We start from the raw sequence: 14,753 nt of genomic DNA on the forward strand, positions 1-14,753 counted from the left end.
TCGGTCACTCCTCATGTCACTCTTCTCCCACACCTCGGTGCGCCTGGGCTGCCTGCTGGCGCTTGTCTGCACGCTTGGCAACGCCCATGCCGCCCTGACCATCAGCAGCACCCGTATCGTCTACAACAGCGACAAGCGCAGTGCGTCAGTGGTCATTGCCAACCCAGGCAAGCAACCCTATGCGGCCCAGGCCTGGGTCAACACCGCAGCCGATGACACCATTACCGCAGTACCCTTCGCCACTGCCCCGAACCTGTTCCGCCTGAACCCCGGCAAGGAACAGACCGTTCATATCAGCGGACTGCCCAACGACCTGCCACAGGACCGCGAATCGCTGTTCTTCTTCAACCTGCAGGAAATCCCCCAGGCGGTCGGCGATCAGGGCAACGCCCTGAACGTCGCCCTGCGCACACGCATCAAGCTGTTCTACCGACCAAGCCAGGTCAGCGGTGACCCCGTCCGCCGCCTGACCGACCTGCAAATCCACAGGACCATGCTTGACGGCGTTGCGCACCTGCGCATCCACAACCCCACCCCCTACCACTACACCTTCAACCGCCTGGAGGCGGTCAACGGCAAGCAGAACCGCCCGCTGGCCAACGCCGACATGCTTGCGCCCCTGAGCGAACAGCTGTTTGTCCTGCCCACGGCCGCCAAGCAGGTACTGGTCAGCATCATCAACGACTACGGCGGCACCAGCGAGCCCTTGATCCTGCCTGTTCACGACGCGCCCTGACACCGATCGGCACGCTCCAGGAGCACCCGTATGCCCAATTTCCCCCTTTGCCGCGGCCGTCAACGCTTACGCCGCGCTTGCCTGCTGCTGGCCGCCTTACCCGCTGCAGTGGCCTTCGCCGAGCCAGAAACACCCGGCGAAATCGACTTCCAGGCCGGCTTCATGTTCCAGCACCCAGACCAACCGGCCAACAGCGCGCAACTTGCCCTGCGCCTGCTGGCGAGCACGGTCGACCTTGCACCCGGTACCTACCGGGTCGAGCTGTCGGTCAATCTCGAATACGTGGGCCAGCGCGAAATCGCGTTCGAACTCGACAGCAGCGGCGACCGCTTGCAGCCCTGCCTCTCGCCTGCCTTGCTCGGTGAACTGGGCCTGCGCCTGGATGCCCTGCCAGACCCGGCACTGCTCGAACAACCCTGCCTCGACTTGCCAGCCGTGGTCCCTGGTGCCCGCGTGGACTTTGACGGCAGCCGGCTGCGGCTGGCGGTGTCGATCCCGCAGATTGCCCTGCGCCGTGACATCCGCGGGCAAGTCGACCCCGCGCTGTGGGACAGCGGTATCACCGCCGCTTTCGTCAACTACCAGGCCTCGACCTTGCAGCGCCAGAGCCGAGGGCAGGGGCGCTTCGACAGCCACGACCTGTACCTGCACAGTGGCGTGAACCTGGGCGACTGGCGCTTGCGCAGCAGCCAGACGTGGCGCCAGGACAGCCAGGGCCACAGCGAATGGACCCGGGCCTATACCTATGCACAAACCGACCTGCCCGGCACCTGGGGTAACCTGACCATCGGCGAAACCTTCACCGACAGCGATGTCTTTCGCGGCATACCGGTCACAGGCGTGCGCCTGGCTTCGGACTTCGACATGCTGCCCGACACCCATCGCAGCTACGCCCCGACCATTCGCGGTGTGGCCCAGACACGGTCCAGACTGGAGATCTGGCAAAACGGCTACCCGCTCTATTCCACCTACGTCAGCCCGGGTCCCTATGCCATCGATGATCTGGCAGTCGGCGGCACCGGCGAACTGGAAGTGGTACTGACCGAGGCCGATGGGCAGGTCCGCCGCTTCATCCAACCCTATGCCAATATCGGCAACCTGCTGCGCCCGGGCGTGGCGCGCTACAGCACCACTGCCGGGCGCTACAACCCCACTGGCGATCTGCTGACGCCGCCGTTGTGGCAAGGCACCGCAGCGCTCGGCACGGCCTGGAATACCACCCTGTATGGTGGCCTGATGGCCAGCGAAGGCTACCAGGCAGAAGCACTGGGTATCGCACGCGACCTGGGCAGCCTCGGCGCGGTGTCATTCGATGTGACCCACTCGACCAGTGAGTTCGCCGGCCTGCAAGGCAGCGACCTCGACGGCCTGAGCTATTCGTTCAAGTACAGCAAGACCTTCACTGCCGGCACCAACCTGCGCTTCGCCGGCTATCGCTATTCCACCGAAGGTTACCGCGACTTCGACCAGTGGGTACGCCAGCGCAGCCACGACCAGCAGTTTCGCGGCGGCCAACGCCGACGCCTGGAAGCCTCGCTGTACCAGACGTTTGGCGAGCGTAGCTCGGTGAGCCTGAACCTGACGCAACAGGACTACTGGCAACGTCAGGATGTCGAGCGCCAGTTCCAGGTTAACCTCAGCACATCGCACGGCGGTATCAGCTACCACCTGTATGCCTCGCAGTCACTGCAGGACAACGGCTACGGCAAGGACCGCCAGATCGGCCTGAGCCTGTCTTTTCCGCTGGCATTCGGCCGCCGCAGCAACATGAGCATGAACACCCAGCAAACGCGCAATGGCTCCCGGCAGCAGGCCAATCTGACCGGCAGCTACGACGAGCAGTTGAGCTACCACCTCAGCGCCAGCCGCAATGAACGCCAACAGCACGACTTCACGGTCGGCGCCGGCTACCAGACGGCACACGCCACCCTGGGTGCCGGGCTGAGCAAGGGCGAGGACTACCACAGCCTGTCATTGAGTGCCAACGGCGCCTTGCTGGCACATGCGGACGGCATCGAGACAGGCCCATACCTGGGTGAAACCATTGCCCTGGTGCAAGTACCCGACATCGCCGATGTGGGTTTGCAGAACGCCGCGGCAGTGCGCACCAACGACAAGGGTTATGCGCTGCTCCCCTACCTGCGCCCCTACAAAAGCAACTCGCTGGTGCTGAACACCGACCGCCTGGGGCCAGATGTGGAGATTGACAACGGTACGGCCCAGGTAATCCCACGCCGTGGCGCTGTAGTGAAGGCCACGTTCCAGGCCCGTCGGGTAAACCGTATTGTGCTGACCACCGTGCTGCCCAATGGCCAGCCCCTGCCGCTCGGCGCCCAGCTGATGGACAGCGCTGGCGAAATGCTCGCCACGGTTGGCCAGGCTGGCCAGGCCATCCTGATCACCGGCCTGGAAGCCCAGCAGGTTACCGCTCACTGGGGCGAGGACGCTGCGCCCCGCTGTAGCCTGCAACTGGACCCTGCCGCAGTGCCTGTCACCCAGGGTTACCGCATGCAAACCCTGACGTGCCTTTGACTATCCCATCTCGCAATGCGCTACGTGGCGAATACGTTCGCTGCGTGGCACCAGGATCGCACACATGAAACTTCTTAGTCATGCCGCGTGCATTGGCCTGCTGGCTTCGCTCACCTTGCACGCTGCCCCCGCGCTGGCCTTAGCGGACCCGAACAATTACTGCATCTGGCGCGGGACAGGTAGCCCACCCATGGTGTTCACGCGCAACCTGAACACCGTTCACATTGCCAGAGATGCACCAAAGGGCAGCGTTATCGGTGAGGTCAAAGGCGGCTTCACGATTGTCGACGGGAGCTCCAGTCTGGACCTGCGCTGCGTCAGCCTCGACGGAAAGCCTGCAACCCCCATGCGCTACAGGTTCGTAGCTGAAAGCGTTCTCCTCGACCCCTTGCCACCGTTCGAGGATGGCCACGTGCTCAAGACCAACGTCGAAGGCATCGGTGCCAGGGTGGAGCTTTCAGTCCCATTCAACGGCTCTGCAAAAAACTACTTCGACCCGGATCAGGGCCACACCGTGGTTCCCTTCAGCTCCAGCCTGAACCGGCCGAACGGCTTGGGGGTCGAGGTGGGTGGCGTGCTGTACAACGATATAACCCTGATAAAGACCGGCGACATCGCGCCAGGGGTGCATGCTGTCGATTCCTTGTTATTCCGCAGCTTTCAGGACTTCGATGGCATTGGCGAAGTGTTCCAGTACCGGGTTGCCGCCACCGTCGTTCAGGCACAGTGCCAGATCGCCGGCGACCCGGTAAAACCCAATCCGGTAGACTTGGGGTCATGGGAGCGCAGCGACTTTACCGGCCCGCCATTCACCACCCCTACCGCAGCCTTCGAGATTGCCCTGACCAGTTGTCAGACCGACCCGGCAGGCCTTACACAGGTGTCCATCGAACTGGATCCGACCAATGGTTCACGCCCACTCGACCCGGAAAACGGCGTAATGAGCCTGAGCAACGATGACACCGGCACCGCCGGTATCGCCATACAAGTGGTCAAAGATGGTAGCCCGATGCCTCTGAAGCGCGAGGTCAAGCTGCTGCCGATCAGCCCTGGCAACATGGCCCTGAGGTTTGGCGCCCATTTCATTCAAACCGGCGCACACGTCAAGGCCGGTAAAGCCGAAGGTGCGGTGAAGTTCACCTTGCGTTACCGATGAAATGCTCCCGGCACCTGTTGCAGGTGCCGGGAAAGCTCCGGGCATCAATCGCTGAGGGTACCGCTCAAAATGTCCTTGGCATCGTATATATAGTGCTGAACTTCATCGTCACGCTGCGCCTTGATCAGCTGGTTGAGTGCGTTGTAGGTCATCTTGAGACCCTGGCCATCATCGGTCATGTTGCCATAATCGTCATACTCCAGTTCGAATGCCTGAGGTGGAGCATCTGCAGGATCATGCGTATAACCTGTAAGTTGCGCCGGATCGTCAGCATTCTCGAATTGATACTTGGTCCTGTGCAGCTTCTTGTCGGTATCCCTCGTCGTCAGTGTTGTGATGTTGTTGACTGCGTCGAACCCGAATATCTGGTTGTAAATCTTGAATGGTGAACATGTCGCTGGAAAAGACTATATGGTGGATACCGGTGATGCATCTCCCATCGAAGTGGAAATTCCTTGGTCCGACATCGAAAAAGCAGGCAATGCCGCCGCCCTGCCCGTGCATTACGCAATCAGTGACAAGGACGGCCGTAACGCCCAAAACGCGCCTGCAACCGAGGTTAAAGTCGAGGCGGTAATCGTTGTTGCACCCAAGCCTGAGTTCTTGGGCTTGAACCAAGATAATGGCCGCTTGGTCTGCAAGTCGCTGAAAGACCCAGACAATCCGACAGCTCCTCCCGCCTTCCGCCTGCAAGTGCCAGACTTGAGCAAGTTCAATCTATCGGCAGGTGCAGAGATAACACTGATTTGGCGACTTTATTGGGGGAGACTGGTGATACCCCGCTCCCCCGGAACATGTGAAAGAAGAAATAGTAAAAATTGATGCTGACCACCCTGTTACCGGCTTTGTATGGCGCATCGAGCCTTACGAAAAACATATTCTACCGATCTACGAGGACGTAGATGGCCGACGCAGGGGCCGTGGAAGGGGGTTCTATTCATTCACTTACCAATCCACGAAAGTCAGCTCTGCACCGTTTGATACCGTGGTGAATATTGGTGGGGCTGGTGGAACATGTGAAATTTGAGGCGGCTTGAAATATCGGGTGCATAAAGTCTTGCACCCGATTTTCTCTACTCAGCCAAATCATTGATCAGACTTTTCCTACATAAAACACCGGGAATTCCGACTAAGGTGCCTGCAGATTCCATCTGCATCACTTAAGTTCGAGGAAGAGACCATGATGAACGCCTGCATCCATCCTGGGCGATATACGGCTATAGCCGTGGCCATAGCCTCTGCCAGCGCCATGTTGCTGTTCAGCAACACCGCCGAGGCCGCTATTCCCATTACCAAAGATACGGTGATCGATAGCGCTGCACCCCTCGACAGCTATCACGTGCATGGCGCCAAACTTACCGCCAACGGCGCTGTCACCAATGAGATCGACGGCGAAAAGGGCTCGACCCTGGAGTTGAACGGCACCACCGTGACCGGGGCCGGTGGTGCCAGTGGCATGACACTGGACGGCACCACCGCCACCCTTCGTGACAGTACGATAAGCGGGCCCAGAAACCAGGGCATCAGTGCCCGCGGTGGCTCACAGGTCACTGCTCTGACTAGCCGGATCAGTGGCGCGCTGCGGGGTGCCACCCTGAACGCAAGCAGCTTGACACTGGAAAACAGCGAACTGCGTGGTACCAACAGCACAGCCCAGGGCGCAGTGTTGATGGGCGGCACGCTGAATGCGCGCAACAGCATCATCAGCGGTGGCCAGGAAGGCATCAGCGTTACCAATGTCCGTGGCCAAGCCTCCGGGCCGAGCAGCATCGTGCTGGACGGTACTAGTGTTATCGGTGAGCGCGGTTCTGCCATCGTGGTCGGCGCTGGGGCTGGCAACCCGGTCAACGCCAGCATCGACATCCTCAATGGCTCGACCTTGAGCGCCGGCAGCGGCCCCCTGGTGTCGATTGCCGCTGACGGCAACGCCACGCTGAGGGTCAGCGCCAGCCACCTGGTGGGCGACATCGTTGCCGAACAGGGCGGGCGCGCCGATCTCACCCTGGAAAACGGCAGCACCCTCAAGGGCAACCTGGAAAACATCGAGAAACTGACCATCAACAGCCAGGCCGAGTGGACGCTGAGCCGTGACGCCAAACTCAACGACCTGGCCATGAACGGCGGGGCCATCCGGCTCGGTGCCGCAGCAGGCGACTTCAATACCCTGTCGGTAGCCAACCTTGAAGGCAGCGGCAAGTTCATCATGGATGTCAAATTCGACACTGGCGAAGCCGACCATCTGCAGGTTACCGGGCACGCCACCGGCAACCACCAGCTGCTGGTCAGCAGCAGCGGCAGCGACCCGCAGGCCGAAAGCAGCCTGCATCTGGTGCACACCGCCAGCGGCGATGCGCAGTTTTCGCTGGAAGGGGGGCCAGTAGACCTCGGCGCCTACTCCTACAGCCTGAAACAGAGTGCAGACGGCAACGACTGGTACCTCGACACCACCACCCGCACCGTCAGCCCCGGCACGCAAACCCTGCTGGGGTTGTTCAACAGTGCCCCGACCGTGTGGTATGGCGAACTCACGACCCTGCGCAGCCGCATGGGTGAAATCCGCCGCGACACCGGCAAGACCGGTGCGTGGATGCGCAGCTATGGCAACAAGTTCAACGTGTCCTCCAGCGCTGGCACAGGCTACCAGCAAACTCAGCAAGGCCTGTCGTTTGGTGCCGACACCCCGCTGCCGCTGGGCGATGGCAACTGGCTTGCCGGGGTAACTGCCGGCTACAGCAACTCTGACCTCAACCTGCCTCGCGGTGCCTCGGGCAAGGTCGACAGCTACCATGTCGGTGCCTATGCAACCTGGCTGCAACCGCAAAACGGTTACTACCTGGACGCGGTGGCCAAGTTCAACCGCTACCAGAACCAGGCCGATGTACGCCTGAGCGATGGCAAGCAGGCCAAAGGGGACTACGACAGCAATGGGTTTGGCGCTTCGGTGGAATTCGGCCGCCACCTGCGCCTGGCCAATGACTACTTCATCGAACCCTACGGGCAGCTTTCGGCAATGGCCGTGCAAGGCCAGAGCATAACCCTGGACAACGGCATGCGTGGCCATGGCGACAGTGCCCGCTCGCTGCAGGCGAAACTGGGCTCGGTAGCTGGCCGTGACTTCGATCTGGGCCGGGGCCGCAGCGTGCAACCTTACCTGAAGGCGGCGTTGGCCCACGAGTTTGCTCAGAACAACGACGTCAAGGTCAACGACAACACGTTCAAGAACGACCTGTCCGGCTCGCGCGCAGAGTTTGGCGCAGGTGTATCCGTGGCCTGGGCCGAGCAGTGGCAGGCACATGCCGAGTTCGACTACAGCCACGGCGAAAAGATAGAACAGCCTTGGGGCGTAAGTGCCGGGCTGCGTTACAGCTGGTAATACACGAATACGGGGAGGCATTTGCCTCCCCTTTTTATTGAGGAGTTACCCCATGACAGCTTCAAGATCCCCCTCCTCCCCTCCTGAAGCCGACATTGCCATGCCGTGATAGCGACAAACAGGCATTCGGCCGATAGGCTGCTGCGCTACAGAAATGATGGCCAAAAAAAAAAGCCACTCTCGAAAGAGTGGCTTTTTTAAATTGGAGCGGGAAACGAGACTCGAACTCGCGACCCCGACCTTGGCAAGGTCGTGCTCTACCAACTGAGCTATTCCCGCATTGTGAAGCTTTACCGCTATCGGCGTGAAGCGCCTTGAAGACCTTCACCACCACTGCACCGCATAGACGCCACAGTATTTAAACTGGAGCGGGAAACGAGACTCGAACTCGCGACCCCGACCTTGGCAAGGTCGTGCTCTACCAACTGAGCTATTCCCGCAAATGGCGTCCCCTAGGGGACTCGAACCCCTGTTACCGCCGTGAAAGGGCGGTGTCCTAGGCCACTAGACGAAGGGGACACACGACACTTTTCAGTGCACCAGGTTTGAACCTCACGATTCAGCCTGGATTTTCTTTTCCTGCCTCGCCGAAGCGCTGCCGGAGAAACTGGAGCGGGAAACGAGACTCGAACTCGCGACCCCGACCTTGGCAAGGTCGTGCTCTACCAACTGAGCTATTCCCGCAATTTGGCGTCCCCTAGGGGACTCGAACCCCTGTTACCGCCGTGAAAGGGCGGTGTCCTAGGCCACTAGACGAAGGGGACACGCTGCTGGCATTACTGCCTGCTTTCACTCCCTGCCGCGTTTCGCTGTGTGCTTTACGCTGCAAGTGGCGCGCATTCTATGGATGGTTCGGACAGGCGTCAACCCCTTTGTAGAAATTTATTTAAATCAATGACTTCCGGGTGAGTTGGGGTGCAGATGCGGGATGGGTTGCCGATATAAAGAGAGGCAATCCTGTGCCGGCCCTTTCGCGGCTAAAGCCGCTCCCACAGGGACCGTGCGCAGCTTGAAGGCAGCGCCGTACCTGTGGGAGCGGCTTTAGCCGCGAAAGGGCCGGTACAGGCATATAGCCGCTATTCGCCCCCCGGCAAACTCACTACACTCAAAGCTGTAATTCTTCTTCAATGAGGCATTAACGGTGACACCACTTCTGATCACCCTGCTCATCGTGGCGGGTATCGCGTTGCTGATCGTGATCGGCTACCTAAACAATGTGGTCGAGAACGGCAAGCTCGAGCGCGCCCGGATGAAGGTCGAGCTGGCCGACCGCCTGCGCCGTTGTGGCGAAATCACCGAGACCTTCCCCGGCCAGTTCATGACCCCGGCGCTTAAGTTGCTGCTGACCCGCCTGGAGCTCAACCTCAACCAGCGTCAACTGGCGATGGACAAGCACAATGCCGAGATCAAGGCGCGCATCGCCGAACTGGAGAGGCTGATTGCCCAGGGCGGGCAGATTCCGGTAAACAACCCGCCCAACCCGATCCAGACCGAGATCAAGGCCAAGGATGTCCGCTTCCTGCTGGAGGCGTTGCACAACCAGGTGACCCGCGCCGCCCAGGAGGGCTTCCTGCCCACGCCCGAGGCCAAGCAATGGATCAAGGAAATCCGCCATATCCTGGTGCTGCTGCATATCGAGTTCTTCAACAACCTCGGCCAGCAGGCCCTGCAGCAGAACCAGCCAGGCCAGGCGCGCCTGGCCTTCGAGCGCGGCGTGCAGTACCTGCGCAAGCAGCCGGAGCCGAAGGTATATGAAGAGCAGCTGACGTACCTGGAGAAGCTGCTGGCCCGGGCCAACGCCCAGGTGCTGGACCGCATGGCCCCGGCGGAGGACGAGCAGAATGAACTGACCCAGGGGCTCAAGACCGATGAGGAAGAGACCTGGAAGAAGAAGGTGATGTACGACTGATGCTTTAACCTGTACTGGCCTCTTCGCGGCTAAAGCCGCTCCCACAGGGACCGCACTGCCTTCAGGCTTGATGCCATCCTTGTGGGAGCGGCTTTAGCCGCGAAGAGGCCGGTACAGGCAACGACCATCAGCAGTCGGTCAGCTCCAGAAAAATCGCCGCCAACCGCTCCAGCCCCACCTGATCCGCCTCACTGAAGCGCCCAAGCTTCGGGCTGTCCAGGTCCAGCACACCAATCAACCTGCCCTCCTTCACCAACGGGATCACCAGCTCGCTGTTGGACGCGCTGTCACAGGCAATGTGCCCCGGGAACGCATGCACGTCCTCGACCCGCTGGGTCTGCCGGGTGGCCGCTGCCGCCCCGCACACGCCCTTGCTGAACGGGATGCGCACGCACGCCACCTGGCCCTGGAACGGGCCCAGCACCAGCTCTTCGTTGCGGTTGAGGTAGAACCCCGCCCAGTTCAGGTCGTCCACCTGGTTATAGAGGAATGCCGAAAACTGCGCGGCATTGGCGATGAAGTCACGCTCGTCGGCAAACAGCGCCTGCACTTGCGCCGCCAGCAGGTTGTAGCCGTCGAGGCCGGCGCCACTGGCATTGAGGTCGATCATTTACTTTTGCTCCAGCAATTGCAGCCCGACCCAGTAGCGGGCGAACTGATAGGCACAACGGCCATTACGGTTACCGCGGCCGGTGGCCCAGCGCACGGCGAGGATGTCGAGTTCTTCGCTGCGCTGCCAGGCCAGGCCGGCAGTTCGCGCGAGTTGGCCGATCCAGTGCTCGACCACGTTCAGGAAGTGTTCCTGGGTGAAGGGGTAGAACGACAGCCACAGGCCAAAACGGTCGGACAGGGCAATCTTGTCTTCCACCGCTTCACTGGGGTGCAGCTCGCCGTCCACGCGCTTCCAGTTCTCGTTGTCGCTCTCCTTCTCCGGCACCAGGTGGCGGCGGTTGGAGGTGGCGTACAGCAGCACGTTGTCGGGGGCCTGCTCGAGCGAGCCGTCGAGCACGCTCTTGAGCACCCGGTAGTCGCCCTCCCCGGCTTCGAACGACAGGTCATCGCAGAACAGGATGAAGCGCTGCGGCAACTTCTGCAGCTGCTCGACCACCCGTGGCAGGTCGGCCAGGTGGTCGCGTTCGATTTCGATCAGGCGCAGGCCGGCACCGGCGTGCTCGGCCAGCAGGGCACGTACCAGCGACGACTTGCCGGTGCCGCGCGAGCCCCACAGCAGTGCATGGTTGGCCGGCATGCCGTTGATGAACTGATGGGTGTTGCGGCCCAGCTGGTCACGCTGCTGGTCGACGCCGATCAGGTCGCTGAGGCGGATGTCCAGGCTGACTTCCAGCGGCAGCAGGTAGCCGCTGCGGCCATCGCGCTGCCAACGCGCGGCCAGGGTGTTGGCCCAGTCGATGTTCGGGCGCTGGGCCGGCAACAGGGGTTCGAGGCGGGCCAGTACCGATTCGGCGCGGTCCAGGAAAGCAATCAAGCGAGCGTCCATGACGACTCCTACGAATTTCAGTTTTTTGGGGCCGCTGCGCGCCCCTTCGCGGGCTTGCCCGCTCCCACAGGTACACTGCAAATCTCGAGGGCAGTGATATACCTGTGGGAGCGGGCAATCCCGCGAAGGGGCGCAAAGCGGCCCCCGCTTGGCAATCAACTGAAATGAACAGACAGACCCACCAGCAGCCGGGGCTATTCGGCTATGCTTGCGCAGCGCAAGGGACGTGAAACCGGCTCGGGACACATGGATATCAAGTTCACCAATCGCCTGTCATACAAGCAAGCCCGGTTGACAGTCCTGGTCGGCTTCATCCTGGGAACATTGCTCAGTCTCTTCCAGATCGGCATCGATTATGCCAGCGAAGACGCGTCCATCAACCGTGAAGTGCGTGCCTTGCTGCAAATCAGCCACAACCCGGCCTCGCGCATCGCCTACAACATCGACTCGGAACTGGCCCTGGAGCTGACCCGCGGCCTGCTGCAATCGCCGGCGATCATCCGTGCGCGGCTGATCGACAACAACGAAACAGTGCTGGCCGACGTCGAACGGCCGCGCCTGCAGGACCGCTACCGGCCGCTCAGCGACTTCCTGTTTGGCGACCAGCGCCAGTTCAAGGAACGCCTGTACCTGACCCACATGCCCGAGGAATACCTCGGCACCCTGTACCTGGAGGTGGACACCTACGCCTTCGGCAGCCGCTTTCTCGACCGTGCCGGCATCACCTTGCTCAACGGTTTCGCCCGCAGCCTGGTGCTGACCGGCATCCTCCTGGCGCTGTTCTACATGATGCTGACCAAGCCGCTGGTGACGGTGATCGGCGCGCTCAGCGGCAGCGACCCGCGCAAGCCCCGGCAAACCCGCGTGGCCTGCCCGCACGGCCACGAACACGACGAGATCGGCGTACTGGTGAAGGTCGCCAACCAGCAGTTCGTCAGCATGGCCACCGAGATCGAGCAGCGGCGCACCGCGGAAAACCGCCTGACCCAGTACCTCAACGAGCTGGAAGATATCGTCTCGGCACGCACCAACGAGCTGAAGGCCAGCAACAGCAGCCTGAGCCTGTCCAACCAGGAGCTGGAAGAAGCCCGTCGCCGGGCGCTGGACATGGCCCAGGCACGCGCCGCCTTCCTCGCCAACATGAGCCACGAAATCCGTACCCCGCTCAACGGCATGCTCGGCATGATCGCCCTTGCCCTGGACAGCCCGCTGCCCAGCGAACAACGCCAGCAGCTGGCGATTGCCCATGACTCGGGCAAGGTACTGGTGGAGTTGCTCAACGATATTCTCGACCTGTCCAAGTTCGATGCCGGCCAGCTGGAGCTGGAGCGCATTCCGTTCGACATGGGCTCGATGGTCGAGGACACTGCCAACCTGCTGTCGCAGAACACCGCGCAAAGCGTGGAGCTGACCTGCCTGATCGCCCGCGACTTCCCCAGCAGCGTGCTTGGCGACCCCACGCGGGTACGGCAGATCGTCAGCAACCTGCTGTCCAACGCCCTCAAGTTCACCCGCTTCGGCCGCGTGGATGTGCGCCTGGCGACCATCGTCGGCGGTGTGCGCCTGGAAGTGCGCGACACCGGCATCGGCATCCCCGAAGAAGCCCAGGCGCGGATCTTCCAGCCGTTCACCCAGGCCGGCGCCGGCATCACCCGCCAGTACGGCGGCACCGGCCTGGGCCTGGCGCTGACACGCAACCTCTGCAAGGCCATGCAGGGCCACCTGCATATCAAGTCCGACCCGGGCTTCGGCAGCCGCTTCACCGCCGAGCTGCCGCTGGCCGTGCACACCGAAGCCATCCCGCCGGCACCGTTGCACGGGCGCGTGGCTGCGCTGAGCGCGGCCGGCAGCGGGCTCGATGAACTGTTGCAGGACCTTTTGCCCGCCTGGGGCCTTGCCTATCAGCACCATGACAGCAGCGCGGGGCTGGACGCCACGGCCATTGACCTGCTGATCACCGACAGCCTGGACCAGCTGTTCGAACTGCGCCCGGCACTGAAGACACCGATCCTGCTGGTGACCGCCTACGGCAACTTCCTGCCCAGCGAACAGTCGGTCACCCTCGCCCCCCTGCACCAGCTGGCCCGGCCGCTGGCGCGCAACGCCCTGTACCAGACCTTGCGCCGCACCTTGCAGGGCCACGAGCCCGAACACCCGCTGGCCACCCCGGCCATCACCCTGGAACAAGGCCGCGCGCGCATCCTGCTGGTGGAGGACAACCCGGTGAACCAGCTGGTGGCCAAGGGCATGCTGGCCAAGCTCGGTTGCCAGGTACAGCTGGCCACCCAGGGCGCCGAGGCCCTGGAGCTACTGGAACAGGACGAATTCGACCTGGTACTGATGGACTGCAACATGCCGGTGATGGACGGCTACGAGGCCAGCCGGCGCATCCGCCAGAGCGGCCGCTGGCCCGACCTGCCGATCGTCGCCCTCACGGCCAACGCCATGCCCGAGGAGCGCGAGCGCTGCCGGGCAGCGGGCATGAACGACTACCTGGCCAAGCCGTTCCGCCGTGAAGAGCTGCTGGCGCTGGTCGACCACTGGGTGCCGGTCAACGGCTGAGCAGGCGCTCGATGTCCGCTTCCAGGGCCTGCGGCTTGGTGGTGGGGGCGTAGCGCGTTACCTGGCCAGAGGCCGGGTCGACCAGGAACTTGGTGAAGTTCCACTTGATCTTCTGGCTGCCCAGAATGCCCGGGGCGCGCTGCTTGAGTTCGACGAACAGCGGGTGGCTGCCGGGGCCGTTGACCTCGACCTTGCGGAACAGCGGGAAGCTCACGCCGAAATTGCGCTCGCAGAACTGGGCAATTTCCCGTGCATCGCCCGGCTCCTGCTTGCCGAACTGGTTGCAGGGGAAGCCCAGCACCACCAGGCCGCGTGCGCGGTAGGCCTGCCACAGTTGCTCCAGGCCCTTGTACTGCGGGGTAAAGCCGCACTGGCTGGCGGTATTGACCACCAGCAGCGCCTTGCCGGGGAAGTCGCCGAGCTTCTTGTGCTCGCCGCCCAGGGTCACACAGGGGATGTCCAGTATCGATCCAGCCATGGTCGGGCTCCGGTCAGTCGCGCGGGCGCAGGTCGATGCACACCGAGTTGATGCAGTAGCGCAGGCCGGTCGGTGGCGGGCCATCGGGGAATACGTGGCCCAGGTGCGCATCGCAGCGGGCACAGGTGACTTCGGTGCGGATCATGCCGTGGGAGGTGTCGCGGATCTCGATCATCGCGCTTTCCTCGATGGGCGCGTAGAAGCTCGGCCAGCCGCAGCCGGAATCGAACTTGGTCTGCGCATCGAACAGTGCCAGGCCGCAGCAGATGCAATGGTAGATGCCGTCGCGGCGCTCGCTGTTGTACTTGCCGCTGAACGGCCGCTCGGTGCCCTTGAGGCGGCACACCTGGTACTGCTCGGGGTCGAGCATCGACCGCCATTGTTCCAGGGTTTTCTCGATCTTTTGCATGTAGGGACCTCGGCAGGCTGAATTTCACTGCGCACCGTCTTTTCCGGGGCGCGGGTGGCACGTATATTAGTTGGCTTCGTGTGCCAGGCGTTCAGTCTGG

12 protein-coding genes and 5 tRNA genes are annotated in these 14,753 nt (G+C 62.2%); 7 read left to right on the top strand and 10 right to left on the bottom strand.

What is annotated here, in order from left to right; all coding sequences use genetic code 11:
• Positions 1–13: 13 nt before the first annotated feature.
• The 3 genes from CAG22_RS24740 (at position 14) to CAG22_RS24750 (ending at position 4,424) form a co-directional block, all read left to right on the top strand.
• Positions 14–736 (top strand): molecular chaperone, encoded by a 723-nt coding sequence (locus CAG22_RS24740; RefSeq protein ID WP_085590117.1) that lies wholly within the window; start codon positions 14–16, stop codon positions 734–736.
• A gap of 30 nt (positions 737–766) precedes the next feature.
• Positions 767–3,268, top strand: coding sequence for a fimbria/pilus outer membrane usher protein (locus CAG22_RS24745; RefSeq protein WP_085706359.1), 2,502 nt, complete (start codon positions 767–769; stop codon positions 3,266–3,268).
• A gap of 64 nt (positions 3,269–3,332) precedes the next feature.
• Complete coding sequence (locus CAG22_RS24750; protein WP_139833519.1) at positions 3,333–4,424, top strand: fimbrial protein; 1,092 nt, start codon at positions 3,333–3,335, stop codon at positions 4,422–4,424.
• 44 nt (positions 4,425–4,468) lie between these two features.
• On the opposite strand, the gene CAG22_RS28815 is transcribed toward CAG22_RS24750, so the two are convergent.
• Positions 4,469–4,603, bottom strand: coding sequence for a hypothetical protein (locus CAG22_RS28815; RefSeq protein ID WP_256573549.1), 135 nt, complete (start codon positions 4,601–4,603; stop codon positions 4,469–4,471).
• 199 nt (positions 4,604–4,802) lie between these two features.
• Here CAG22_RS28815 and CAG22_RS28300 point away from each other — a divergent pair, with 199 nt between their 5' ends.
• Together CAG22_RS28300 and CAG22_RS24755 are read left to right on the top strand one after the other, a co-directional pair.
• Entirely contained in the window at positions 4,803–5,246 is a 444-nt protein-coding gene (locus tag CAG22_RS28300) for a hypothetical protein (protein WP_139833520.1), read from the top strand.
• Between the two features lie 361 nt (positions 5,247–5,607).
• The gene (locus tag CAG22_RS24755; RefSeq protein ID WP_139833522.1) at positions 5,608–7,797 is read left to right on the top strand and encodes an autotransporter outer membrane beta-barrel domain-containing protein; all 2,190 of its coding nucleotides are present in this window, start codon (positions 5,608–5,610) and stop codon (positions 7,795–7,797) included.
• Positions 7,798–8,000: 203 nt separating this feature from the next.
• On the opposite strand, the gene CAG22_RS24760 is transcribed toward CAG22_RS24755, so the two are convergent.
• The 5 genes from CAG22_RS24760 to CAG22_RS24780 form a co-directional block, all read right to left on the bottom strand.
• Positions 8,001–8,076, bottom strand: a tRNA-Gly gene (locus CAG22_RS24760).
• A gap of 85 nt (positions 8,077–8,161) precedes the next feature.
• Positions 8,162–8,237 (bottom strand) — tRNA-Gly (locus tag CAG22_RS24765).
• A gap of 3 nt (positions 8,238–8,240) precedes the next feature.
• Positions 8,241–8,316, bottom strand: a tRNA-Glu gene (locus CAG22_RS24770).
• An 89-nt stretch (positions 8,317–8,405) separates the two neighbouring features.
• Positions 8,406–8,481: transfer RNA gene (locus tag CAG22_RS24775), tRNA-Gly, on the bottom strand.
• A 4-nt stretch (positions 8,482–8,485) separates the two neighbouring features.
• Positions 8,486–8,561, bottom strand: a tRNA-Glu gene (locus CAG22_RS24780).
• Between the two features lie 377 nt (positions 8,562–8,938).
• Here CAG22_RS24780 and CAG22_RS24785 point away from each other — a divergent pair.
• Complete coding sequence (locus tag CAG22_RS24785) at positions 8,939–9,706, top strand: hypothetical protein (protein WP_085664907.1); 768 nt, start codon at positions 8,939–8,941, stop codon at positions 9,704–9,706.
• Between the two features lie 127 nt (positions 9,707–9,833).
• Here the strand turns inward: CAG22_RS24785 and CAG22_RS24790 are convergent, their stop codons facing one another.
• Both CAG22_RS24790 and CAG22_RS24795 read right to left on the bottom strand, forming a co-directional pair.
• On the bottom strand, positions 9,834–10,316 hold the full coding sequence (locus CAG22_RS24790) for a GAF domain-containing protein (RefSeq protein ID WP_003260813.1): 483 nt from the start codon (positions 10,314–10,316) through the stop codon (positions 9,834–9,836).
• Positions 10,317–11,204 (bottom strand): ATP-binding protein, encoded by an 888-nt coding sequence (locus CAG22_RS24795; protein WP_085706361.1) that lies wholly within the window; start codon positions 11,202–11,204, stop codon positions 10,317–10,319.
• A gap of 204 nt (positions 11,205–11,408) precedes the next feature.
• Here CAG22_RS24795 and CAG22_RS24800 point away from each other — a divergent pair, with 204 nt between their 5' ends.
• Positions 11,409–13,766, top strand: a complete 2,358-nt coding sequence (locus tag CAG22_RS24800; RefSeq protein WP_085706362.1) for a response regulator — start codon at positions 11,409–11,411, stop codon at positions 13,764–13,766.
• On the opposite strand, the gene CAG22_RS24805 is transcribed toward CAG22_RS24800, so the two are convergent.
• Entirely contained in the window at positions 13,756–14,244 is a 489-nt protein-coding gene (locus tag CAG22_RS24805; RefSeq protein WP_015269382.1) for a glutathione peroxidase, read from the bottom strand. The two genes, CAG22_RS24800 and CAG22_RS24805, sit on opposite strands and share 11 nt — an antisense overlap.
• 13 nt (positions 14,245–14,257) lie before the next feature.
• Positions 14,258–14,653 (bottom strand): peptide-methionine (R)-S-oxide reductase MsrB, encoded by a 396-nt coding sequence (gene msrB, locus CAG22_RS24810; protein ID WP_085590101.1) that lies wholly within the window; start codon positions 14,651–14,653, stop codon positions 14,258–14,260.
• Between the last annotated feature and the right edge of the window lie 100 nt (positions 14,654–14,753).

Origin of the sequence: Pseudomonas sp. B8(2017) (assembly GCF_002113575.1) — a bacterium.
Classification (GTDB): Bacteria; Pseudomonadota; Gammaproteobacteria; order Pseudomonadales; family Pseudomonadaceae; genus Aquipseudomonas; species Aquipseudomonas putida_Z.

Coding starts and splice junctions, on each gene's coding strand:
- CAG22_RS24740 (WP_085590117.1), top strand. CDS start 14: ATGTCACTCTTCTCCCACACCTCGGTGCGCCTGGGCTGCCTGCTGGCG.
- CAG22_RS24745 (WP_085706359.1), top strand. CDS start 767: ATGCCCAATTTCCCCCTTTGCCGCGGCCGTCAACGCTTACGCCGCGCT.
- CAG22_RS24750 (WP_139833519.1), top strand. CDS start 3,333: ATGAAACTTCTTAGTCATGCCGCGTGCATTGGCCTGCTGGCTTCGCTC.
- CAG22_RS28815 (WP_256573549.1), bottom strand. CDS start 4,603: ATGACCGATGATGGCCAGGGTCTCAAGATGACCTACAACGCACTCAAC.
- CAG22_RS24755 (WP_139833522.1), top strand. CDS start 5,608: ATGAACGCCTGCATCCATCCTGGGCGATATACGGCTATAGCCGTGGCC.
- CAG22_RS24790 (WP_003260813.1), bottom strand. CDS start 10,316: ATGATCGACCTCAATGCCAGTGGCGCCGGCCTCGACGGCTACAACCTG.
- CAG22_RS24795 (WP_085706361.1), bottom strand. CDS start 11,204: ATGGACGCTCGCTTGATTGCTTTCCTGGACCGCGCCGAATCGGTACTG.
- CAG22_RS24800 (WP_085706362.1), top strand. CDS start 11,409: ATGCTTGCGCAGCGCAAGGGACGTGAAACCGGCTCGGGACACATGGAT.
- CAG22_RS24805 (WP_015269382.1), bottom strand. CDS start 14,244: ATGGCTGGATCGATACTGGACATCCCCTGTGTGACCCTGGGCGGCGAG.
- msrB (WP_085590101.1), bottom strand. CDS start 14,653: ATGCAAAAGATCGAGAAAACCCTGGAACAATGGCGGTCGATGCTCGAC.